The organism is Sphingopyxis macrogoltabida, from assembly GCF_001314325.1.
Classification (GTDB): Bacteria; Pseudomonadota; Alphaproteobacteria; order Sphingomonadales; family Sphingomonadaceae; genus Sphingopyxis; species Sphingopyxis macrogoltabida.
Map to the genome: position 1 here is coordinate 202,792 of NZ_CP009430.1, position 22,329 is coordinate 225,120.

A 22,329-nucleotide genomic window follows, 5' to 3' on the forward strand; every position below is an offset into this window, starting at 1 on the left:
CTGGCGAGGCGGCGCGAGCATGGTAGCCGGCGTTGCCGATGATGAGGATGGCCGATGACCGCAGACGGATATGTGACCGGCAAAAACGTGCCCGAGACCGGCTACCGCACGGCCGAAGGCGATGCCGGCGGCTTGATCGCGGAGCTAATCACCTCACTTTCACTCGCCGGATCCGGAGCGGACAAGTTCCAGAGCGCGTTGCCTGCGAAGGCATGGCAGCGCCTCTTCGGCGGCGAAGTCTTCGCCCAGGCTCTGACGGCAGGATCGCATACGGTCGGTGCCGATCGCCTGCCCCATTCGATGCACGGCTATTTTCTGCGTGCGGGACGTCCCGACATGCCGATCGACTATCGCGTCGAGCGAGACCGGGATGGCGAGAGTTTTTCGTCTCGCCGCGTCTCCGCGTATCAGGGTGATACCCTGATCTTTACCATGGGGGCATCCTTTCACATCGCCGAACCAGGCTATGTCCATCAGGATCAAATGCCCGATGTCGCGCCTCCGGAAGGCCTGCGCAGCGAGGAAGATATCCGGCGTGATCAATCCGCTGCGATGATCGACAGGGTTCGCGATTTCGCGCTGCGACGGATGCCGATCGAGTTGCGGCCCGTGACGCCGCGGAATTTTATCGACCCGGCGCCGCGTCCGGCAATCCAGCATTTCTGGTTCAGGCCCGTGGCCCCCGTTCCCGACAACATGCTGCTCCACCGCGCCATACTCGCTTATGTCTCTGACATGATGCTGTTGAGTACGGCGTTGCTGCCGCACGGGGTCCATTGGTCGACGACGAAAATTCAAAATGCCAGCCTGGACCACAGCCTTTGGATCCACGCCCAGCCCCACTTCGGTGACTGGATGCTCTATTCTCTGGACAGCCCGTGGGCCGGTGGCGCCCGCGCGCTGTGCCGGGGACGGATATTCGATCGCACGGGGCGATTGATCGCAAGCGTCGCGCAGGAGGGGTTGCTGCGCCTCCACCAACATCAAGCTTCAGGGAGAACGAAATGACCAAGAAGACGACCGCAGGATTTATCGGCCTCGGCGACCAGGGCGCGCCGATCGCCCGCCGGATAGTCGACGCCGGATTTCCGCTCACGATCTGGGCACGGCGGGAGGCCAGTACCGTGGCCTTTTCCGACACGCCGGCGAAAGTCGCGACAACGCCTGCCGCGCTGGCGGCCGAATGCGATATTATCGGTATCTGCGTGGTGAATGACGGCGATGTGCGGGAGGTCACGATCGACTCCGGCCTTCTCGGCGCCATGCGTCCCGGGTCAGTCCTCGCAATCCATTCGACCCTCTTGCCCGAAACCGTAGTCGATATCGACGCCGCCGCCCGGGAACGCGGCGTTCATGTCCTCGATGCTCCGGTCAGCGGTGGACATAATGGCGCAAAAACCGGAACGATGACCGTCATGGTCGGCGGGACGGACGAGGCGCTTGATCTAGCACGACCGGTCTTCGACAGCTTCGCGCGTCTCGTTGCCCATTTGGGACCCGTCGGATCGGGACAGTTGATCAAGCTGCTGAACAACAATCTGGCTTATGCCAACGTCGTCGCCAGTATCGATGCACTCGATCTCGCCGAACAACTCGGGATGGATCGGCAGGTTGCCATTGAGGTCATGAAACTCAGTTCGGGCGCGAGCGGCGGCCTCGGAATCGTCGCCGACCCGCGAACGTTCCGCAAGATCAGCGGCCCGGGCAGCAATCTGCCAAAAGACGTCCACCATCTCGGCGAGGTGGCCGAAGCGAAAGGGTTGGGCGATTCCCCCCTTCTCGCCATGTCGCGTTCGGCGCAGGCGAAGATTGCCGATTTCGCAGGCCGGCTCGGCCAATCCTGAGGCGCAGTATCGACGGTACGGCTACGGTCCAAAAAGGGCCCTTCTTCGCCGTATTTCCCATTTAAATACGCCGGACTTTCACCGGCAAAAGGAGACACGATGGCTTTCAGGACACGCATCACCGAAATGCTCGAAATCGAGCATCCGATCGTCCAGGGCGGGATGCAGAGCGTCGGCTATGCCGAGCTTGCTGCGGCAGTGTCGAACGCCGGCGGGCTTGGCATATTGACTGCACTGACCCAGCCGACGCCCGTGGCGCTCAGCGCCGAGATCGAACGCTGCCGCGCGATGACCGACAAGCCGTTCGGGGTGAACATGACCGTCTTCCCGACGATTAACGCACCCGATTACAGGGCCTATGCACAGGCGATCATCGACGGCGGGGTCAAGATCGTCGAGACCGCGGGAACGCAGGCGGTGCGCGAAATCTGGGAGATGCTGAAACCGCATGGCGTCACCATCCTCCACAAATGCACCGCGGTGCGCCATGCGCTGTCGGCCGAGCGCGCGGGTTGTGACATCATCTCGATCGACGGGTTCGAATGCGCCGGCCATCCGGGCGAGGACGATATTCCGGGCCTGATCCTGATTCCAACCGCCGCCGACAAGGTGAAGATCCCGATGCTCGCGAGCGGCGGCTTCGGCGATGGCCGTGGCCTCGTCGCCGCGCTCGCTCTGGGTGCGGAGGGCATCAACATGGGCACGCGTTTCTGCGCCACCGTCGAGGCCCCGATCCATAACAATGTGAAGCAAGCCTATATCGACAATGACGAACGCGGCAGCTTCCTGATCTTCCGCAACTTCAAGAATACCGCACGCGTCGGCAAGAGCCCGGTCAGCGAGGAGGTGGTGCGCCGCCTGTCGCAGCCCGATGCGCAGTTCGGCGATGTCCAGAATCTGGTGGCAGGCGCGGCGGGCCGCGAATTGCTCCGGACCGGCGATCTGTCGAAAGGCGTGTTCTGGGCGGGCATGGTCCAGGGGCTGATCCACGACATCCCGACCTGCCAGCAATTGATCGACCGGATCATCGCCGAAGCCGATACGATCGTCGATCAGCGGCTCGCGTCGCTCCGGGGATAAAGCCCGTTTCCGCTGACGGTCGGCGTCATCGCCGACCGTCAGCCCTCACCCGCGCGCCTGCCCCTGAATCTGGGTCCATTGACGCGAAGGGGTGCGCTGCCATCCGGCGGCAGCGGCAGTGCCGCCGTCGACGGGCAGGTTGATGCCCGTGATATATCGCGCCATCGACGAGCATAAAAAGGCAACCGCATCGCCGCACTCGATATCGACGCCTTCACGGCCGAGCGGGATCAGCCGGTTCATCGCCTCCTGGGCCTCGGGACTGCGCTGGACCCAGGTTGAAGGATCGACGGGACCGCTGCGATTGCCGCGCCCGCCCGGGGTGACCGTGTGATCCGGCGACACGGTGTTGACGCGAATCGCGTCGTCCGACAATTCAAGCGCCATCGATTGCGTGAAATTGATCATCGCAGCCTTGCACGCAGCATAAACCGCATAGCCCGGTGCAGCCCGCGTGCCTTCGATCGAGGAAATGCCGACGATCGAACCCCCGCGTCCACCCTTCACCATGATCGGGATAACCGCCGAGGTGGCAGCAAGAAAGCTGACGAAGTTAATGTCGATGTGCCGCCGCCAGCTGCGCTCGCCCTGATCGGCAAACATCTTGTGTGCGACGCCGCCGACATTGTTGACAAGAATGTCGATACGACCGAACTCGCCCTCAGCCTTTGTGACCATCGCTGCGATCTGGGCCGTGTCCATCATGTCGGTCGCGACCCCCAGGGCCTTGCGGCCCCGCTCGCGGACGCGATCGCAGACTTCAGCGTTTCGCTCGGGGAAAATATCGGCGACGACGATGTCGGCACCGAAATCGGCAAGCCGGAGCGCGCAGGCGCGGCCAATCCCGCCGCCGCCGCCGGTGATGATCGCGACCTGTCCGCTTAGATCGAGCCCGGTCTCGCTCATGGCGTGGGAAGCCCTGTCAGCGGCAAGAAGGCTGGAAGCGGGCCAAAGCTTTGCGGCGGGCTCGGCAATTCCCAGCGCAGCGGCGCGTCGACCGTTCGCCGGGCGAAGCGCCAGCCGGCCGGCGTCCGCACTATCTCATCCTGATAGACGCCGAAGATCATTTCGAACGCGCCACCCGTCGGCCGCTTGATCTCGCTGAACCACCAGCGCGCGGTCGCGCGGTCGCCATCGAGCGCGACCACCCCCGAATGGGTGAGCTGCATCAGGAACTCGCGTTCGACCTCGACCAGCCGCTTGAAGCGCTTGCGCAGCTTTTCGATACCTTGGAGCGGTTCACCCGCGGCGGGTGAATGGAGGATGCCGTCCTCGGCATAAACCGCCGCCATCCCTTCGCCGTCACGCCGGTTGACCGCATCGGTATAGGCCGCGGCAAGACTGCGGATCGCCAGTTCGTCTTCGGCTGCGTTCACGGCCCATATCTCCTTTGATCACTCTATGATTGGTCTTCATTTTGCGGCGAACGCCGGGAATTTTCCATCGCTGCATTGAGGGGAAAGTCGTCGCCCTTTGCGCGACCCGCCCCTTTCCGGTCGACCGCGGGTGCGACGAATGTCCAACCAGGAAAAATGCAAATTCATGGGAGATTCGTGTGAGCAACGACAAGTTCGACTTGACGGGCAAGGTCGCCATCATCGTCGGCGGAACGCAGGGCATGGGCCTGAAGATCGCGGAGATGTTCGCGGCCAGCGGCGCGAAAATCATGATCAGCAGCCGGACCGCAGCCGACACAGAGGCCGTCGCCAAATCGCTTAACGAACGGTTCGGCAAAGGCGAGGAGATCGCTGCGGCCTGCGCAGCCGACATGACGATTAAGGACCAGCTTCAATCGGTCGTCGATGCCACGGTGGCCAAGTTCGGCAAAGTGACGACGCTGGTCGCATCACCCACCGTGCGCCCCTTCTTCGGATCGTCGCTCGATACACCCGACGAAGAACTCGACGCCCAGTATCTCTATGTATTCAAGAGTCGTTTCTGGATCGCAAGCATGTGTATTCGCGAAATGCAGAAGGCCGGAGAAGGGTCGATCATCTTCATCGGATCGGGCTCGGCGTTCGAGGCGACGTCCGAGCGATCAGTCTATTCGTGCATCCGCGCGGCGGAGGCCAAGCTGATCCAGAATTTCGCCGCGGAGTTTGGACAGGAAAATATCCGGGCGAATATCATCTCGCCCGGCCTCATCGATTCGAGCGGCGCGCAGGCGTTGTTCCAGGATCCCGCCGTCACCAAAACCTTCACCGAACGGCTGCCGATGAAACGTGCCGGCACGACCCGAGAAATCGCGTCGGTTGCGACCTTCCTGGCAAGCGAGGCGAGTTCCTTTACAACCGGCGCCATCGTGCCGGTCGACGGCGGCCGCAACCTGCATGCGCAGCCGAACAAGCTCACCGACAAATTCACACCCGACAAGGACGACCGCCACCGCAGTTGAGCGCGAATGCCGGGATAACAGCCGTTACGGGGCGGGCGCCAACGGCGCCCGCCCGATTACATAACGGCGTCGGCGCCAATGAACTGCCCTTTCTGGACGCGCTGATCGCCCCCGATAAAATCGATCAGATGGGCGCGCTTGACGAACAGATGCGCCTCGACCTCGGCGGTGAAGCCGATCGCACCATGGACCTGGATCCCCGTCGCGCCATTCTTGAGCGCAGCGTCGACCGCGACGATGCGCGCCGCGAGCGCATGAAATCGCGATTCCTCGCTGTCCTTCGCAAGGATTACCGAAGCAAACGAGACCTGACAGGAGGCGACTTCGGCGGCGATCGCCATGTCTGCGCATTTATGCTTGATCGCCTGGAAGGAGCCGATCGGCTTGCCGAACTGTTCGCGGACCTTCGCATAATCGACCGCCCCCGCAAGCGCCACTTCTGCAAGCCCGGTAGCATAGGCCGCGATCAGCAGATTGGCGCGCGCATGATCAATGCCGTCCTTGACCGAAGACCAGCGGAGCGCCTTGCTGTCGTCCAGCCGTGCGCGCATCAGCCGCATATGACTGTCCATGCTGAGCCGCTCGCTCCGGTCGGTAAAGTCCTCCTTGCGGAACAGGGCGATCGCTTCGCTGGTCAGCAGCAGCACAAATTCGGCCTCATCGGCCTCGATCAGATGGAACTCGCCCGAAAACCCGCCTTCGCTGTGCTCGACGGTCCCGCGCGGCGTCGCCAGCCCGACCGCTGTGCTTCCGCCCATGATCGCCACAGCAACATCGGGAGCATGGCGTGCGGCAAGATGGGCGCCGAGCGTCGCGCCGAGCACGCCGACGGAGACGAGCGCTCGCCCGAACTCGATGTACGTCAGCGCCTCTTCGACCGCAGACAGACCGAGACCGCCGCCGTCTTCGGGCACACCGAGGCCGAGGATGCCGAGTTCGGCCATCTTTGGCCAGAGCGCCGCATCGGGATTGCCGATCTGGCCGAACTTGTCGGGACGGAGACGATCGAGGGGCGCGTTGTCGGCAAGAAAGCCGCGCACCATGTCGACGATTTGCTGCTGTTCTTCGGTGGGAAGCAAATTCATGAAAAATAACCTTATCGCGGCAGGCCGAGCACGCGCTCGCCGATGATGTTACGCTGGATCTCCGACGTGCCCGCGGCAATCGTGTTGCTGTAGGTCCGCAAATAGGGGCGGATCCAGGGATCGTCGTCGGGTAGCTCGATCGAGTCCGGGCCGATGATGTCGAGCGCAATACGGCGGATCCGCTGCTGCAGCTGACTGAAAAAGGCGCGCGCGAGCGAGGCTTCGGAACCCGGCGGCGCGATCGCCGCGCGCGAAGCGATGCGGTAGGTCATGGCACGAACGGCAGTAACCTCGGCTCTAAGCTGCGCCAGCCTCTGGCCGATGTCGTCGTTCTCGAGCGCACCGGCGCCGAGCCGTTGACGCGCCATATCGACCAGCCGCTCCACGACCGCGCCATAGCGGATATTTTCGAGCATACCCGCGGTGCCACGCTCAAACCCGAGCGTCGACATGGCGACGTTCCAACCGTCGTTCACTTCGCCAACGACGTTCGACAGCGGAATCCGCACGTCGGTGTAGAAAACCTGGTTGAAATGATGATGGCCCGGCGCGGTCATGATCAGGATCGGGCGCAGCTCGATGCCCGGCGTTTGCATATCGCAGATGACCCAGCTGATCCCTTTATGCTTTGGCGCGGCCGGATCGGTGCGAACGAGCAGTTCCTGCCAGTCGGCCAAGTGCGCCGAGCTTGTCCAGATTTTCGACCCGTTGACGACAAGCTCGTCCCCGACGATCTCCGCCCGGCATTTCAGGCCGCCAAGATCCGACCCGTTATTGGGTTCCGAAAAGCCTTGGCACCAGGCGACTTCGCCACTCAGGATTTTCGGAAGATGATATGATTTCTGCTCTTCGGTGCCGCGTGCCATGATCGTCGGGGCGGCATGGTTGCAGCCGACGAACAGCAGCTCGGCGTTGGGTCCGCCAGCCTTGGCATATTCCTCGTACCAGATAAGCTGATGCGTGAGCGACAGTCCGCGCCCGCCATATTCTACCGGCCATGACACGCCGGCCCAGCCGCCTTCGAACTGCTTGCGCTGCCAGCCAAGATCGAAATCGCGCATGCCCGGCCCATCGGGAGGTCGGATCTCGCGCGGCACATTCGCATCGAGCCATTCGCGCGCTTCGGCCCGGAATAGTTCGTCCTCGGCCGTATAATCCAGATTCATCCTGCCTCTTCCCAAGCTGTCCGTGCGCCAGCGCACCCCATCTCCCTAACCCAAGTTCGCCCGGCCAATTATGCGAAGTTCGACCGGCGCGATGCAGCTTGGCAATAACCAGGCGCGCATCAGCCGTTATGCCAGCCAGCGAACGCGGATGAACAAGGAGTGCGCCATGGGTTTGCTGGATGGTAAGGTAGCGATTGTGACCGGAGCGGGCGGCGGGCTCGGGCGGGCCTATGCCATGCTGTTGGCGCGCGAAGGCGCGAAGGTCGTGGTCAACGATTATGGCGTTCCCTCCGCCGGCGGGGATCCGGTGTCGGACAGCGCGAACGAAGTGGTGCGGGAGATCGTCGCGGCAGGTGGCAGCGCCGTCGCGAATGCCGCCGATGTCGGCACTATGGCGGGCGGCCAGTCAATTTTCGAGACCGCGATTTCTGCTTTTGGCCGCGCCGACATCCTCGTCAACAACGCCGGGATCCTGCGTGACCGGACTCTCATCAAGATGGATGAAGCCGACTGGGATGATGTCATGCACGTCCATCTGAAAGGCACTTTCTGCGTAACGAAGCCGGTTTTTGCCTGGATGCGCGAAAACGGCGGCGGCGTCGTCGTGAACACGACGTCGACCTCGGGTCTCTCGGGCAAGTTCGGACAGGGAAATTATGGCGCGGCAAAGGGCGGTGTCTGGGGTTTTTCGAACACATTGACGCTCGAAGGCCAGAAATACGGCATCCGCGTCTGGACACTCGCGCCCGCCGCCAACACGCGGCTGACCGAGGCCGTCACCGACGACGCTTACAAAGCCGTCTACACGACCGACAGGGTTGCCGAAGTCGTGCTGTACATGGTCAGTTCGCTGTCGGGTGATCAGACGGGCAAGACGATCGTCGCAGGCGGCGGCATCGTACGCGAGGTACGGCTCGAGCGCGGACCGGCGCTCGTTCCCGATGCCGATTTCTCGGCACGTGCACTGGCCGAAGCGGTCGAGAAAGGCCTGGTCCTGTTGCCGCGCGACGAAGGCCCGCCCAGCCTGATGCGCGCCTGACCGGCCTAGGGCGACGCGACCTCGCGCAATTCGCGGCGCAGCTCGGCCTTCTTGATCTTTCCCGCCGGCGTCCGCGGCAAATCTTGCGCGAGGATGACCCGTTCGGGCGTCTTCTGCCGGGCTGCGCCAAAGCGCCGGAACGCGGCGTCGATGGCCGCCAGATCGAGGTCGAGGCGGGCGTCGACAATCAAATAGGCACAGATGCGCTCGCCAAGCCGCTCGTCGGGATAGCCCACGGCGGCGGCCTCGCGAACCCCGGGGATCCGGAGCAGCAATTCCTCGACCTCACGCGAAGAGATATTCTCGCCGCCGCGAATGATGATGTCCTTTTTGCGATCGGTGATGGCAAGGAGGCCTGCCTCGTCGAGACGTCCGATGTCGCCCGACAGAAACCAGCAGCCGGGCAGCCAGGCAGCGGCGTCGATCGCGGGGTCGCTGTAGCCGAGGAACATGTCGGGGCCGCGCGTCGCGACTTCGCCCTCTTGTCCCGTCTCGACGTCGTTGCCATGGTCGTCGACGATCCGGACCTCGACACCCGGCCGCAACCGGCCATCGGTCGTCATGCGGTCGTGCAGGGGATCGCCATCCGCGCCTTGCGTGACGGTCGGGTGCTCGCTCATCCCGTAGCGACGGAACATGTGGATTCCGGCGGCTTCGGCGCGCTCCACCAGCGACTCGGGGACGGTCGCGCCCCCGGTACCGCACGCGCGCAGCGACCCCATGTCGCAGCCAAGCGCGTCCGCGGCGTCGAGCAGGGCAAGATAGTGAAAGGGGGTTCCCGCAGTGTGGGTTATGCGCTCGGCGCCGACATAGCGGGCGGCCGCCTCGGCATCGAAGGTTTCGAACAATATCGTTCGCCGCGCCGCAGCTGCGTGCGCGAGCACGCCGAGCGCGCCCGCGACATGGCCCGCGGGATAGGGCGACATGACGCGGCTGCCGGGGTCCTGATCGGGATAGCTTTGCCACACCTCGGCCAGGAGCGTGTTGGCGCTGTGGAGCACGCCCTTTGGATTGGCGGTCGTCCCCGACGTATAGACCATGAAGGCCGGATCGTCCGCGCTGACGCCAGGCCAGATGCCTGCCCCTGCCCGCTGTTCGAAATCGCCCCAGGGCATATATTCGCCAGCATCGCCGTCACCGATGACGACGACCGCCTCGAGATCAGGCACGTTGCCGATGTCCCGGACGCGCTGGACGCAGTCGGTGTGTCGCCACCGGTCGGGCACGAACAGGATTCTCGCGCGCGCGTCGCGCAGCACGAAACCGAGCTCGTGCGGTCCGTAAATCGGAACGATCGGCAGGATGATACAGCCGAGCGCCGCCGCGGCCTGATAGACGAGCGCCGTCTCGATCGAATTGGGAAGCTGCATCGCCACGACGTCGCCGGCCGTCAGTCCGAGGCTGTGCAGCGCCCCCGCGAGCGCCTGCCCGCGCTCGCGCAAGTCCCCAAGCGAAATGGAGCGCGGATTTCCGGCGGCATGGATGGTCAGCAGAATGTCGGGATGGCGACCCGCAGCGGCTTCGAAGGCTTGATCGAGCGTCTGGTCTCGCCAATGGCCGTCGGCGCGCCATCGTGATTGCAAGTCTCTGTCCGCGCGCAATTGCATGATGCCTTGCTATCGGGAAACAACGACACCGACTATTGCCGAGATGTGCCCGGCGGGCGCGATTACGCATAGGATTATCGGCCCCTTCATTGGCAAGATCGCCTCATTGACACGCCGGCTCGCGGTTTCGGCCCGCTGCGGACGAGGCATGTCGCATGAGGGGACGGATGCCGGCATGATCTCCACCGAAATGATCGAACCGCTCAGGCAAGACCTGTTCCGGAGGATCTGGACGGCAAGCCTGCTGTCCAACACCGGACGGATGATCCAGGGCGTGGGCGCCGGCTGGGCGATGGTCGAGATGAACGGCACTCCCGAACAGGTCGCGCTGGTACAGACCGCGCTCACCCTCCCGATCACGCTTTTCGCCCTGCCTGCCGGCGCCATTGCCGATATATATGACCGGCGCCTCGTCATTCTCTTCTCGATCATCGCATCGCTTGTCGGTTCGGTCCTGTTATCGATTGCGGTGTTCGGGGGGCAGGTCGGCCCCGCAAGCCTTCTGATTTTCACCTTCCTTGTCGGCAGCGGAATGGCGCTGTTCGGTCCGTCGTGGCAGGCGTCGGTCGGCGAACAAGTCACTCCGGCGCTGCTTCCCAGCGCGATCGCGCTCAACAGCGTCAGTTTCAATGTCGCGCGCAGCTTCGGCCCGGCGATCGGCGGCGTCATCGTCGCGTGGGCCGGCGTCGCCGCGGCGTTCATCGCCGCCGCCGTCTGCTATCTGCCATTGATCGCGGTGATGATCCTGTGGAAGCGCGCGCGGGAAATCCCGCGACTGCCACCTGAAAGGCTGATCGAAGCCACCGTCGCCGGGCTCCGCTATGTCCTGCACTCGCCGCGCATCCGGACGCCGTTATGGCGGACATTTTCGGCGGCCTTTGCCGGAACCGCGATTGCCGCCCTACTGCCGCTGATCGCACGGGACATATTGCACGGCGATTCCCGGATCTTTGGCCTGCTGCTTGGCGCGTTCGGGATCGGGGCCGTCCTCGGCGGTCTGGCGCTGGCTTCGTTGCGCGCGAAATTCTCGACCGAAGCGATCATGCGGCTTTGCAGCCTCAGCCTTGCGACGATGGCTGTCGTGGTCGGCAGCAGCCATTCCCAGATCGTCACCTCGCTCGCACTCGCAGTGGCGGGCGCGTGCTGGCTCATATCGGTGGCAATCTGCAATATCAGCATCCAGTTGACGGCGCCGCGCTGGGTTGCCGGGCGAACCCTCGCGACGTTCCAGGCCGCGACGGCCGGCGGCATCGCACTCGGTGGCTGGGCGTGGGGTCGGGCGGCAACCGAAATCGGACTCGCGGGCGCGCTTTATGCATCGGCCGCGCTTCTGGTTCTGGTGGCTTTGATCCTCGGTCGATGGATGCCGATGCCGATCGTCAATGTCGAAGACAAGGAAATGTCGGCGCAGCGAAAGGAGCTGTCCGCGGCGCTCGCGCTGACCCCGCGCAGCGGGCCGATCGCGGTCGAGATCGACTATCGCATCGCGCCGGACCGGGCGCGCCAGTTCTACATTCTGGTCCAGGAACTGCAGCGGAGCCGGAAGCGCAACGGCGCGCGCTCCTGCTCGGTCGCCCGCGACATTCGCGATCCGTGGATCTGGCGCGAACGTTATGTCTGCGCGACATGGCTCGATTTCCTCCGCCAGCGCGATCGGCCAACTGTCAAGGAAGCGCAAATCCAGAAGGAAGTCGCCGCCCTGCATGCGGGTCCCGAGGCGATCCGCGCAACGATCATGCTCGAACGCCCGATGGGGTCGGTTCGCTGGAAGGAGGCGACGCCCGACCATGGCCTCCTGCCGATCGCGCCATCGGGCGTATCGACGCCCTGACGAACGAAGCCGGCGTCAGCCGCCCGGTCTTTTCCTGGCCCATTCGCGGACGGGGACGAAATCCGGCGCGCTCGATGCGCGGTGACGCAGCCAGTTCGCGCCGTCCACCACCAGCGTATGGCCCGTGATGTAGGAGGCATAGGGCGAACAAAGGAAGACAGCCGACCAGGCGAGTTCCTGCAACCGGCCGACGCGGCCCGCCGGCATCTGCTTCGCCCGCTTTTCCTCGCCCGACCAGTCGCCCTTCATATGGGCAGCGGTATCGTCATGCGGGAAATAGCCGGGCGCGATCGTGTTGATCCGCACCCCGTCGATCGCCCATTCGACGCCAAGCGTCTGGGTAAGATTGGTGACCGCGGCCTTCGCTGCCGCCGAATGCGCCGAGCCGGGGCCACCAGTCCATGCGAAAGTCGCGCCGATGTTCAGGATGGCACCGGTGCCGCCGGCGGCCACCCGGCGCCGGTGGAGTTCCTGCGAACAGAAAAACGTGCCATCGAGAACGATCTGGGTGACCGCGCGCCAACCATTGGGCGTGATGTCCTCGGCGGGCGCCATGAAGCGACCGGCGGCGTTGTTGATCAGGATCGTGACCGGCCCCAGCGCGGCTTCGATTTCGTCAAAGGCACGCTTCACCTGATCGGGGTCGCGAATGTCGAGCGCCACCCCGATGGCCACGCCGCCGAGCGCCTCGATCGCCGCGACCCCCGCCGCGCGATGCTCTTCCTTGCGGCTCGCAATCGCGATCCGGCCTCCATGGCGCGCAAACATCTGCGCCATCGCCTTACCGAGCCCGGTGCCGCCCCCCGTCACGAGGATAACATCGTCCTTGAACGTGTCGGCGGGCAGAAACGGATGATCGACGGCAAAGGGTTCGGCAAGCGCCATCGGGTCAAAGTCCTTTGAAAACGGGATCGCGCTTTTCCGCGCGCGCAGCGCGTGCTTCCTGCCGGTCCTCTGTCTTGTACAGCGCCGATATGGCAACGAGCTCCTCGCGAATGCCGCGGCGTATCTGGTCGCCGTGCACGCCGTCGATCAGCTGCTTGGCCATCGCGACATGGATCGGCGGGCGCGCGGCGATCTTGCTCGCGATTTCGAGCGCCCGCGCGTCGAGATCGCTATCCGCGACAACGAAATCGACCATGCCCCAGGCCAGCGCCTGCACCGCGTCGATGCGTTCGCCCGTCATCAGCAGATATTTGGCCCGCGATGCGCCGGCGACGGCGGCCGTAATCACCGAGCCGCCGCCATCGGTAATGATGCCATGATCGATTTCGGGGAGCGAGAATTTTGCCGTCTCGGATGCGACACGGATGTCGCACTGCAACGCCAGTTCGCACCCGCCTCCGATCGCATAGCCCCGGATCGCGGCAACGAACGGCTTCTGGCTGTCGAGAATCTGAAATTTGCGCTTCTGGCTCTTGCTGACATGCGCAAAATCGCTGACGCCCGGTGCACGGACGCCAAGCGCAGCGGTGTCGCGGCCGGTGCAAAAGGATTGGCCTTCGCCGCGCAGCAGAATGGCGCGAACCGCGGGATCGTCCTGCGCAGCCGAGATCGCTTCGCCAAAGGCCGCGCTCATCGCATTGTCCATCGCATTATGGCGATCGGGACGGTTGAGCGTGATGACCGCTACCGCCCCTGTGACGTCCATTCCTATGCTGTCAGTCATCGGCCGTCTTTCCTGAAGGGATCATCCCGTGATGCTTCGCATGATCGTGCTGATATCGCCAGCACTCCGCGGCTCGCTGTAGGTCGATGCGTCCGAGACCTTGTCCCAGTTGGCGAGGATCGTTTCGGCCGTGGCGTCTGGCGAGACCCAGCCCTCGGTAACGCCGATCATCACCCGCGAATACCAGCCGGCGCCCGCCATGTAGATCTCGCCGTTCGTCGGGCATTGGGCGTGCGCCAGCGCAACCGCGATGGGCGCCACCTTGCCCGGACCCTTGGGCGCATCGTCGTCAACCGGCGCGCCCGTCAGGCGGGTGCCGGCGATCGGCGCCAGCGCATTGACTTTGATTCCGGCCTTCTCGCCTTCGATCCGCAACGTCCGCATCAGGCCCACGAGGCCCATCTTCGCGGCGCCGTAGCTCGCTTGGCCGAAATTACCGAGCAGCCCGGAGGCAGAGGTCGTCAGAAGAATCCGGCCGCCCCGCCCGCTTTCCTTCATCGCCGCGAAGGCCGGCTGCGCGACGTAAAAGCCGCCGCCCCAAAAATGCACGTCGACGACCGACCGCGCTTCGTCCAGATCGAGCTTGGCGTAGCTGCGGTCGCGCAGGATGCCCGCGTTGGAGATCAGGGCGTCGAGCCGGCCCCATTTATCGATCGCTGCATCGACGATCGCCTTTCCGCCCGCGGGTGTCGCAACGCTGTCGAAGCTCGCCACCGCCTCGCCGCCCCCGGCCTCGATTTCGGCAACGACGCGCGACGCTGCCGACGCATCGGACCCCTTCCCGTCGGTCGATCCGCCAAGATCGTTGACGACCAGCTTCGCCCCGCGCGCAGCGAGTTCGAGGGCATAGGCGCGCCCGAGCCCGCTGCCCGCGCCCGTCACGATGACGACCTCGTCGTCGAACCGCAGCTTATCAACCATGTCCATACGTCCCCTTTGTCAGCCAGCCGCTTTGCGCGCGGCGGCCTCGGCCATCATATTCGCACCGCGGCGGACAAGATCGAGCGGCGCCTCGGGCAGGATGACCGCACCATATTCGCGCGAGGGAAGCAGGATTTTTGCCTTTCCGCGCGTGGTGATGTCGCCGCGCTGGTTCGTCGCTTCCAGCACGATCTCGACGGTCGGACGGCCGTTCTCGACCGACTTGCCCGTCACGCTGCCACCGATGATGTGGAAATCGCCCACGAAATTGAACTGGCGCAGTTCGACACCATAGCTTTCGATCCAGCCATCATCACCCATCCAGTTGGTGAGGAGATGCGTCAGCCAGGCAAAACGCATGATCGCATAATCATATCCGCCGGGCAGGCCGAGATCCTGCGCGCGGCTGTCGTCCCAGTGCACGCGCTGTTGCGGTTGCGGCACGCCCCAGGCGTCGGGCGTGTAAAAAGGCGCGATCTTGCCGCGTGCGCGCCAGCCATAGCGCAGCGGACCGATGTCATATCCGTCGGCCATCCCCGTCGCGATATGGCGGCAGATCAGGTCGACCATCGACAACGGCCCCTTCGCGACCGGGGTCAAGGCCTCGCCGACTTGGACGTCCTCGAAATGGCGGATCGTCGCGCCGCGCCGCTGTTCGGCCGCATAGACCTCGTCGATCCGCGCTATGTCGTCGGGCGTATAGGTGTGGCGGGCGAGGTCGGCATATTTGCCCTTTTCCTTCGACCCCTTGCGCTCGGCATTGACGAGCGAATGTTCGCGCGTTGCCAGCGGCGTGCCCGCGGCGTCGACGTAGAGCGAACGGTAGCTGTCGATGACCGAGCGGCCTCCCGAGAAGCTCGATTGCTTCACCTGGATGTCCGAAGTGACATATTCCTCATATGCGGCATCGCCGGGGAAGATCGGCTTGAAGAAGGTCCAGGTGGTCGAGGCCAGATATTTGCCGATCCCGCGGAACAGGCCGCGGAACAGCGCTTTGTGCTCGGGCGAATAGGGCGGGCATTCGTTGATTCCCATCGTCTGGATGAACAGGGGATGCGCCACGGGCCCGCGCCAGCGCGTATTCTTCGCATATTCGGGATCGTGCCAGAGCGGATTGTCGTCGCCGACCAGCCCGAAAGCGAAATGCCGCATGCCATCGGTCGTTGCGGTTTCGTTGAACGCCTTCACGAAGCGGCGCTGCGGAATGCCGATCTGTGCTGTGGCCCGTTCGATGTCCTCGTCGCTGATCGTCGAATCGATATCGCGCGGGGTATCGGCCTGCGGTTGCGTTGCCATAATGTCCCTTATCCAGATGCTGTGGGTGAAACCGTCCGTTTTCCGGGCGGCTAGAACTGATATTTATCCTTGAAGAGTGCGCGTAGTGCGGGCCGGTCGACCTTCATCGAGAGCGTTCGCGGTAAGGCATCGACCAGTTCGATCGCGGTCGGAACCATATAGGCCGGCATTTGCGAGCGGACGAAATCCTTGAGCTCCTGCTCGCTTGTCCGGGCCCCATCGACAATCTCGACCACCGCGATCGGCACTTGACCAAGTCGGCTATCTTTGGCCGCGAGGATGCCGGCCTCGCGCACAGCCTCGTGCAGCCGCAGCGTCTCGGCGACCTTCTCAGGCAGGATCTTGAACCCGCCGCGGTTGATCGCTTCGTCGGCCCGGCCGTGAATCCACAGAAAATCGTCGGTGTCGAACGATGCAAGATCTGTGGTCCTGATAAAATCGGGACCGATGCGCGGCGATTTGAGGTTGAGAATGCCGATCTGGCCGCGCTCCAGTTCTTCGCCCGTCGCGACGTCGGTGATCTTGACCTGCATGTCGGGGCGCAGCGTACCCGCGGCGCCGCGCTTGGACTCGCCATAGGCCTTGTGGTCTGCGAGCGACCATCCGGCGATGCCGCCCATGAATTCGGAAGCGCTATATTCGGTCAGGACCGGAATCCCATACGTCTCCTCGAACAAACGCTGCGTTTCGGGGTCGAGCGGTGCGGTTCCCGCGCGAATGACGAGCAGGCTCTTGATCTTTTCGGGCGCAACGCCCTGCTCGAGGACCATCGTGATCATCGACGGCACCAGATTCGCGGCCTTGACCTGGCCGCGCTCGACCGCATCGGCCCAGCGCTGGACGTCGAACTTGTCGAACAGTTCGACCGGACGCGCCTGGTTGAGCGCCAGAAGCGCGCCCCAGAGCCCCCCCGAATGCGAAAATGTCGTCAGCAAAATGCCCGGCGAGCGTTTGACCTTGAGAGGTTCGGCCTGCTTGTCCTTTTCCGAGCGGGCGCCGAGTTCCAGCGCCTTTTGAAAGGTTGCTGCCGGCACCTGAATGCGCTTGGGCTCGCCCGTCGTCCCGCTGGTCAGACGCTCGACGATCGCATCATCGAGTATTCGGAACGGTCCCGGGCCAACCACATCACCGGCTCCCAGCAGCTGCGCAGCAGGCGTCGCATGCGCGTCGATCACCACCCCGACTCCGCCGGTATCGGCAAGGGCTTCGCGCACTTCGGGATGGAAATCCTGCGCCACGCCGACGCTGGCTGCCATCTGGAGCGCCCGCAACTGCTCGGCGATCTTCGCCACCGGCTGATGCGGATTGACTGGCGATACCGTGTACCCGCCCTTGATCAGGCCGATCAGCGCCCCGAGTAGTGCGGGGTCGTTGCGGGCGATCCAGCCGATCGAGGACCCTTTGGGCACACCCGCGGTGTTGAGGCTCGCAAGGATGCCGTCACCCACCTGCCCCAGCTGGCCCCAGCTCGTCCGCGTGTCTCCATAGCGCACGGCGATGCTGTCGGGCTCGAGCGTCGGCAAGCTCGCGAAATGGGCCGCGATCTGATCCGCGATGGTCGTCATTAGATATTCCCTTCCTGTTTTGTCCAGGCTCGCTGACCGACCATGACAGGACCGCCTTCCTGCGACGGCGGCTTCGCCGCGAGCATGCGCTGTTTCTGATAGGTCGCATCGCCGCCGAAGCGGTCGAGCATATGCGCGCGCTTCACAAAGAGATGGGCGTGATGCTCGCCGGTGAAACCATAGGCGCCGTGATTCTGGATATTGATCGCGGCGTTTCTGAACGCCGCGTCGCTGGCCAGCAGTTTCGCGGCGATGACCTGGAAATCGGCATCCGGTCCTTCCGCAACATCCGTCAGCGCGGCAAAAATCGTGCTGTTCCACGCGATCGACGAACGGGCGAGCATATCCGCGCAGCGGTGCTTGATCGCCTGGAACCCGCCAATGGGCTGCTGAAATTGCTCGCGCACCTTCGCATATTCGACCGAATCGTCGAGCGCGGCTTCAGCGAGGCCCGTCAGATAGGCGCAAACCAGCAATTGGGCGCGGCGCCACAGGCCTTTGGCCGCCGCAACGCGCAAGTCGGGCATGAGAGTGTTGAACCGAACGCGCGCGAGCCAAAGCGTGCTGTCGATCGAAGCCACGGTCTTCAGGTCCGACCAGTCATCGACGCCCACGAGAGCAACGCCGGCTTCGCTCCACGCAAGTGCCCATTCGGCGCGATCACCGTCGACAAGATGATATTCGCCGGCAAAGTGATTCTTGGCTGCATTGAAAGCGAGTGCGGGGGCTACCGGCGTGTCGCCCTGCATCAGCCGTCTCGCAAGCTCCGGGTCGCCCGCCGCCTGCGCGACATGGACGCCGATCATCGTGGCGATCGCGGTGGGGGAAACGAGGAACCGGCCGAGCTCACGTGCAACAAGCACCTCTTCGACCATCGAATAGCCCACGCCGCCATCCGCTTCGGCAAGGCCCAGCCCGAAAACGCCAAGCGCGCCCAGTTTCGCGAATTGCGCGCAATCCTGATTCGGGACCGGCGTCGGACGCGGCACGAAACGCTCATAGGGCAGAACGTCGGTCAGAAAGGAGCGGATCGAATCGACGATCTGCTGTTGTTCCGAAGACATCTCCATGTCGATCATGGCCGCGGCCCTCGCGGCAAACCCAGCACGCGCTCGGCGACGATGTTACGTTGCACGTCGGATGTGCCGCCGCCGATCGACGCCGCGTGGGACCGCAAATAAGGCGTCGTGAGGCCAGCGTCCGACGATAGCTCGAGCGCTTCCGGACCGAGCAGGTCGACCCCGAGCCGGCGCAGCCGCTGGGATGCTTCCGAGAAGAACAGTTTCACCAGCGAGCCTTCGGGCCCCGGATTCGCGTTCGCCGCGCGCGAGACGGTGGCATAGGTCATGGCCCGGACGCCCGCCATTTCGGCCCGCGACATAGCAAGGCGCGACGCGAAATCTCCATCATCGATCGCGGCGGACAGGCCGTCGAGGCCGCGTCGCTCCCGCGCCATCGCGATCAGCCTTTCGACCAGCTCGCTGTTCTGGATCTGGTCGGCGACGAATCCGGTACCGCGCTCGAAACCCAGCGTCGCGTTGGCGACGCTCCAGCCGTCGTTGATCTGGCCGACGACATTGGCGAGCGGGATGCGGACGTCGTTGTAAAATACCTGACAGAAGTGGAAATCGTTCGGCCCGACCATCGTGAGGATCGGGCGCAGTTCGATCCCCGGCGTATCCATCGGGCAGATGACCCAGCTGATCCCGCCATGCTTCCGCCCGCCCGCTTCGGTCCGGCATAAAAGCTCCTGATAATCGGCAACCGATGCATAGCTGGTCCAGATTTTCGAGCCGTTGACGACGAGATGATCACCATCGATCTCGGCACGGGTGCTCAGCGCCGCGAGGTCCGACCCCGCGCCCGGCTCCGAAAACCCCTGACACCAGATCGTTTCGCCGCGAAGGATTCGCGGCAGGTGAAAGGCCTGTTGTTCAGGCGTGCCGCGGGCGATGAGCGTCGGCCCGGCGTGACTGAGACCGACGAAGCAGGATCCAGCCCGCGGCGCCCCGGCGCGGGCATATTCCTCGTGCCAGATAAGCTGCTCGATCAGGCTCGCTCCGCGGCCGCCATATTCGCTCGGCCACGAAATCCCCGCCCAGCCCGCGTCGAACTGCTTGCGCTGCCATTCGAGGTCGAACTCGCGAATATCCAAGTTGCGGTCGCTATGGATCGGCCGCTCGCCTGCGGGCACATTCGCCCGCAGCCAGCTGCGAACTTCGCTACGAAACGCCTGTTCCTGTCGGGTGAATTCAATCTGCATCTGGACGCGGGCCCTCATTATGCTCCGGACGATGGCCGAGAGTCGGTGGCGCGGACCAATGTCTATCGCGCCGCCGCATCTGCCGTTTTCCCATCAAGCTGACGAACAGGCCATTTCCGGGCGCAATCGCTGTCTGATTTCCTTTTATGTCATTCGGGTCATGCCGGTCGGCGACTTCATCTTGGACGCGGCCCCGAAGCTTCGACAACGCTGCGGACATATTTGCGGCTTCGCTAGGAAATTTGATGCTCACGCCCGATCAAGAAGAGATCAGCCACATACTGGGCCGCCTGCTCAGCACGCGCGACGCGGCCCGTCATGCGGCCGAAGGCGGCCCGCCGATCGACGGCGCGCTTTGGTCCAACCTCGCGGAACTCGGGTTCCTCGGCATCACGCTTCCCGGCACCCACGGCGGCGTCGACATGAGCCTTGCCGAAGAAGTCATCGCAGCCGAGGCGCTTGGGCGGATCGTCGCGCCGATCCCGATCACGACGGCCTTTGCCGCGGCCCATATTCTGGGATCGTCGGCGACGCCACATGCGACCCGACTTGGACAGGCGCTGGCGGCCGGCGAGATCGTTGTCGGCGCCGGGCTGTCGGCGGCGGAAGGGCCTGCCGTAGCGCTCTCCCTCGTGCCGGGCGATTCCGGCGATGACTGCCTGATCAGCGGAATCATCCCCGATATGGTCGACGGCGCGGCGATCGAAGTGGTGCTCGTTCCCGCAAGCGGCCGCTGGTGGAGCGTCGATCTTTCGCTCGGCGGAGTTACGCGAACCGAGATTCCCAGCCTCGACCCGACGCGTCGGCTGGCGCGAGTCGAGTTCGACGGTGCGCCCGCCAAAGGCGTTTCGGATTTCCCGATCCGGCGCCTGATGTCGATCGTGCAGACGCTGATCGCCGCCGAAGCGCTCGGCGTTGCCCAAGCCGCGCTCGACATGACGCGCGACTATGCGTTGCAGCGCGAGCAATTCGGCCAGCCGATCGGGCGTTTTCAGGCGGTGAAGCAAAAGCTCGCCGATTGCCTGATCGCCGTCGAAGGCGCGCGGTCGGCGCTGTGGGGGGCCGTCCGGTCGATCAACGACGGCGTCCCCGACCCCGATGCAGCCCGGCTTGCAAAAGCCCAGGCGAACCGCGCCGCGATGTGGGTGACGGGTGAGGCGGTGCAGATGCACGGGGCGATCGGCTGCACATGGGAACATGATCTTCATCTGCTGATGCGCCGCGCGAAACATTGCAACCTGACGCTGGGCAGCTTCACGCAGAATTTGCGCCTGCTGGGAGAGAATGCGCTGCAGGCAGCAAATTCGGGGGCGCGATCGCGCGCGGACCAGTTTGCCGGTATGGACCTCGGTTTCATCCCGTCGGGCGAAGACGAGGCATTCATCGAGCCCTTTCGCGCGTGGCTCGACGAGAATGTGACCGTCGAGCGGGCCAAAGCTCTCAAGCGAGCGGGAATGGCCGAACGCAGAGCCTGGCAAGGCGAACTGGCCGATGCCGGCTGGGCGGCCCTGCACTGGTCGAAGACGGCGGGGGGCCGCGAGGCAAGCTTCACCCAGCAAGTTCTCTATTATGCCGAAATGACGCGGCGCGGCCTGCCGCCGCTCCCGGGAAATCGCGGCCTGATGCTTGTTGGTCCGACGCTGATCGCGCACGGGTCCGAAAGGCAAAAGCAGCTGCTTGCCCCGACAAGGCGCGCCGACATCCTGTGGGCGGGCGGATTTTCCGAACGCGGCGCCGGGTCCGATCTTGCATCGCTGCGGACGCGCGGCGAGGTCGATGGCGACGAGCTGGTCATCAACGGCCACAAGATCTGGACGAGCCAGGCGCAGATGGCCGACTGGATGTACGCGCTGATCCGCACCGGCCCGCTGCATCCCAAGCATGCGGGCATCAGCGTGGTTCTGATCCCGATGGACAGCGATGGGCTCGAGGTGCGCCCCATTCGCCGGAACAACGGCGATTATCATTTCAACGAAGTGTTCTTCGACAATGTGCGCGTGCCGCTGGAAAATATCGTCGGACCGATGAACGACGGCTGGCGGATCAATCGCACGACGATGGTCGGCGAACATCTCACCAATTTTCTCGGCTCGCAGGCGGCGCAGGCCGAAACGGTCGCGCGAATAGCGCGTACGATTGCCGGGCGCGAGGCGCAGCACGGGATCGACCACGACCTGCGCGCACGCTTCGCCGACGCCTGGGCCACGACCCAGATCGTCAAGCTGCACGGTCTGCGCAACGTGGCGCGCTTCACCGCGGGTGACAATCCCGGCGCCGAGGGCTCGATCTCGAAGCTCGTCGGGCAAGAGAATGAGAAGGAATTGTTCGAACTGATGGTCGATGCCCAAGGCGCGGCCGGGCTGGAAGAAACGCGCTGGACGCGCGCCTGGCTTTCGACGCGTGCGTCGACGATCGGCGGCGGAACGAGTGAGATCCATCGCAACAAGCTCGCCGAACGCGTGCTTGGCATGCCGCGCGATCCTTGGGCCGACGACGAAACCCCCGCCCCCCGGACCACCGACACGCTTGGCAATCTTCGCCCGGCAAGTGCCACCTAATTGGCAAATG

Annotated in this window: 19 protein-coding genes; 7 read left to right on the forward strand and 12 right to left on the reverse strand. The window is 64.2% G+C overall.

Annotated elements, in window-relative coordinates:
* Positions 1-54: 54 nt before the first annotated feature.
* The 3 genes from LH19_RS25875 (at position 55) to LH19_RS25885 (ending at position 2,924) form a co-directional block, all read left to right on the forward strand.
* On the forward strand, positions 55-1,008 hold the full coding sequence (locus tag LH19_RS25875; protein ID WP_082396413.1) for an acyl-CoA thioesterase: 954 nt from the start codon (positions 55-57) through the stop codon (positions 1,006-1,008).
* Complete coding sequence (locus LH19_RS25880; RefSeq protein WP_234716248.1) at positions 903-1,844, forward strand: NAD(P)-dependent oxidoreductase; 942 nt, start codon at positions 903-905, stop codon at positions 1,842-1,844. The genes LH19_RS25875 and LH19_RS25880 overlap by 106 nt, the downstream gene beginning before the upstream one ends.
* 99 nt (positions 1,845-1,943) lie before the next feature.
* Positions 1,944-2,924 (forward strand): NAD(P)H-dependent flavin oxidoreductase, encoded by a 981-nt coding sequence (locus LH19_RS25885; RefSeq protein ID WP_054734839.1) that lies wholly within the window; start codon positions 1,944-1,946, stop codon positions 2,922-2,924.
* A 45-nt stretch (positions 2,925-2,969) separates the two neighbouring features.
* On the opposite strand, the gene LH19_RS25890 is transcribed toward LH19_RS25885, so the two are convergent.
* Together LH19_RS25890 and LH19_RS25895 are read right to left on the reverse strand one after the other, a co-directional pair.
* A complete protein-coding gene (locus tag LH19_RS25890) occupies positions 2,970-3,830 on the reverse strand; it encodes an SDR family NAD(P)-dependent oxidoreductase (RefSeq protein ID WP_054734843.1) in 861 nt (286 codons plus the stop codon).
* On the reverse strand, positions 3,827-4,300 hold the full coding sequence (locus tag LH19_RS25895; RefSeq protein WP_054734846.1) for a nuclear transport factor 2 family protein: 474 nt from the start codon (positions 4,298-4,300) through the stop codon (positions 3,827-3,829). The genes LH19_RS25890 and LH19_RS25895 overlap by 4 nt, the downstream gene beginning before the upstream one ends.
* A 179-nt stretch (positions 4,301-4,479) precedes the next feature.
* Here LH19_RS25895 and LH19_RS25900 point away from each other — a divergent pair, with 179 nt between their 5' ends.
* Entirely contained in the window at positions 4,480-5,319 is an 840-nt protein-coding gene (locus tag LH19_RS25900) for an SDR family NAD(P)-dependent oxidoreductase (RefSeq protein WP_054734849.1), read from the forward strand.
* Positions 5,320-5,375: 56 nt separating this feature from the next.
* Here the strand turns inward: LH19_RS25900 and LH19_RS25905 are convergent, their stop codons facing one another.
* Both LH19_RS25905 and LH19_RS25910 read right to left on the reverse strand, forming a co-directional pair.
* Positions 5,376-6,404 (reverse strand): acyl-CoA dehydrogenase family protein, encoded by a 1,029-nt coding sequence (locus LH19_RS25905; RefSeq protein WP_054734852.1) that lies wholly within the window; start codon positions 6,402-6,404, stop codon positions 5,376-5,378.
* An 11-nt stretch (positions 6,405-6,415) separates the two neighbouring features.
* Positions 6,416-7,570 carry an acyl-CoA dehydrogenase family protein gene (locus LH19_RS25910; RefSeq protein WP_054734856.1) on the reverse strand — a complete coding sequence of 385 codons (1,155 nt, stop codon included), beginning with the start codon at positions 7,568-7,570 and terminating at the stop codon, positions 6,416-6,418.
* Positions 7,571-7,736: 166 nt separating this feature from the next.
* Between LH19_RS25910 and LH19_RS25915 the strand changes: the two genes are divergently transcribed.
* Positions 7,737-8,609, forward strand: a complete 873-nt coding sequence (locus tag LH19_RS25915; RefSeq protein WP_054735424.1) for an SDR family NAD(P)-dependent oxidoreductase — start codon at positions 7,737-7,739, stop codon at positions 8,607-8,609.
* Between the two features lie 5 nt (positions 8,610-8,614).
* On the opposite strand, the gene LH19_RS25920 is transcribed toward LH19_RS25915, so the two are convergent.
* Positions 8,615-10,192 (reverse strand): AMP-binding protein, encoded by a 1,578-nt coding sequence (locus LH19_RS25920; RefSeq protein WP_054734859.1) that lies wholly within the window; start codon positions 10,190-10,192, stop codon positions 8,615-8,617.
* Positions 10,193-10,391: 199 nt separating this feature from the next.
* Between LH19_RS25920 and LH19_RS25925 the strand changes: the two genes are divergently transcribed.
* Positions 10,392-12,047 carry an MFS transporter gene (locus tag LH19_RS25925; RefSeq protein ID WP_234716221.1) on the forward strand — a complete coding sequence of 552 codons (1,656 nt, stop codon included), beginning with the start codon at positions 10,392-10,394 and terminating at the stop codon, positions 12,045-12,047.
* A gap of 15 nt (positions 12,048-12,062) precedes the next feature.
* Here LH19_RS25925 and LH19_RS25930 read toward each other — a convergent pair whose 3' ends face one another.
* From LH19_RS25930 to LH19_RS25960, 7 genes are read right to left on the reverse strand one after another with little or no spacing between them, the layout of a single operon-like run.
* Positions 12,063-12,932, reverse strand: a complete 870-nt coding sequence (locus LH19_RS25930; protein WP_054734865.1) for an SDR family oxidoreductase — start codon at positions 12,930-12,932, stop codon at positions 12,063-12,065.
* A gap of 4 nt (positions 12,933-12,936) precedes the next feature.
* Entirely contained in the window at positions 12,937-13,716 is a 780-nt protein-coding gene (locus LH19_RS25935; protein ID WP_082396416.1) for an enoyl-CoA hydratase/isomerase family protein, read from the reverse strand.
* 21 nt (positions 13,717-13,737) lie between these two features.
* Positions 13,738-14,637: an SDR family NAD(P)-dependent oxidoreductase gene (locus LH19_RS25940; protein ID WP_054734872.1), complete on the reverse strand. Its 900-nt coding sequence runs from the start codon at positions 14,635-14,637 to the stop codon at positions 13,738-13,740.
* 18 nt (positions 14,638-14,655) lie between these two features.
* On the reverse strand, positions 14,656-15,933 hold the full coding sequence (locus LH19_RS25945; RefSeq protein WP_054734874.1) for an FAS1-like dehydratase domain-containing protein: 1,278 nt from the start codon (positions 15,931-15,933) through the stop codon (positions 14,656-14,658).
* Positions 15,934-15,983: 50 nt separating this feature from the next.
* Entirely contained in the window at positions 15,984-17,498 is a 1,515-nt protein-coding gene (locus tag LH19_RS25950; protein ID WP_054734875.1) for a class I adenylate-forming enzyme family protein, read from the reverse strand.
* A complete protein-coding gene (locus LH19_RS25955) occupies positions 17,498-18,577 on the reverse strand; it encodes an acyl-CoA dehydrogenase family protein (protein WP_054734876.1) in 1,080 nt (359 codons plus the stop codon). Before LH19_RS25955 ends, LH19_RS25950 begins: the two co-directional genes overlap by 1 nt.
* Positions 18,574-19,761, reverse strand: coding sequence for an acyl-CoA dehydrogenase family protein (locus LH19_RS25960; RefSeq protein ID WP_054734877.1), 1,188 nt, complete (start codon positions 19,759-19,761; stop codon positions 18,574-18,576). The genes LH19_RS25955 and LH19_RS25960 overlap by 4 nt, the downstream gene beginning before the upstream one ends.
* Before the next feature lie 245 nt (positions 19,762-20,006).
* On the opposite strand from LH19_RS25960, the gene LH19_RS25965 reads away from it, so the two are divergent.
* On the forward strand, positions 20,007-22,319 hold the full coding sequence (locus LH19_RS25965) for an acyl-CoA dehydrogenase (RefSeq protein ID WP_054734878.1): 2,313 nt from the start codon (positions 20,007-20,009) through the stop codon (positions 22,317-22,319).
* Positions 22,320-22,329 lie beyond the last annotated feature (10 nt).

Excerpts from the sequence above, each read along its gene's own strand:
- LH19_RS25875 (WP_082396413.1), top strand. The coding sequence starts at position 55 with ATGACCGCAGACGGATATGTGACCGGCAAAAACGTGCCCGAGACCGGC.
- LH19_RS25885 (WP_054734839.1), top strand. The coding sequence starts at position 1,944 with ATGGCTTTCAGGACACGCATCACCGAAATGCTCGAAATCGAGCATCCG.
- LH19_RS25930 (WP_054734865.1), bottom strand. The coding sequence starts at position 12,932 with ATGGCGCTTGCCGAACCCTTTGCCGTCGATCATCCGTTTCTGCCCGCC.
- LH19_RS25960 (WP_054734877.1), bottom strand. The coding sequence starts at position 19,761 with ATGCAGATTGAATTCACCCGACAGGAACAGGCGTTTCGTAGCGAAGTT.
- LH19_RS25925 (WP_234716221.1), top strand. The coding sequence starts at position 10,392 with ATGATCTCCACCGAAATGATCGAACCGCTCAGGCAAGACCTGTTCCGG.
- LH19_RS25905 (WP_054734852.1), bottom strand. The coding sequence starts at position 6,404 with ATGAATTTGCTTCCCACCGAAGAACAGCAGCAAATCGTCGACATGGTG.
- LH19_RS25890 (WP_054734843.1), bottom strand. The coding sequence starts at position 3,830 with ATGAGCGAGACCGGGCTCGATCTAAGCGGACAGGTCGCGATCATCACC.
- LH19_RS25945 (WP_054734874.1), bottom strand. The coding sequence starts at position 15,933 with ATGGCAACGCAACCGCAGGCCGATACCCCGCGCGATATCGATTCGACG.
- LH19_RS25955 (WP_054734876.1), bottom strand. The coding sequence starts at position 18,577 with ATGATCGACATGGAGATGTCTTCGGAACAACAGCAGATCGTCGATTCG.
- LH19_RS25915 (WP_054735424.1), top strand. The coding sequence starts at position 7,737 with ATGGGTTTGCTGGATGGTAAGGTAGCGATTGTGACCGGAGCGGGCGGC.
- LH19_RS25965 (WP_054734878.1), top strand. The coding sequence starts at position 20,007 with ATGCTCACGCCCGATCAAGAAGAGATCAGCCACATACTGGGCCGCCTG.
- LH19_RS25910 (WP_054734856.1), bottom strand. The coding sequence starts at position 7,570 with ATGAATCTGGATTATACGGCCGAGGACGAACTATTCCGGGCCGAAGCG.
- LH19_RS25935 (WP_082396416.1), bottom strand. The coding sequence starts at position 13,716 with ATGACTGACAGCATAGGAATGGACGTCACAGGGGCGGTAGCGGTCATC.
- LH19_RS25940 (WP_054734872.1), bottom strand. The coding sequence starts at position 14,637 with ATGGTTGATAAGCTGCGGTTCGACGACGAGGTCGTCATCGTGACGGGC.
- LH19_RS25950 (WP_054734875.1), bottom strand. The coding sequence starts at position 17,498 with ATGACGACCATCGCGGATCAGATCGCGGCCCATTTCGCGAGCTTGCCG.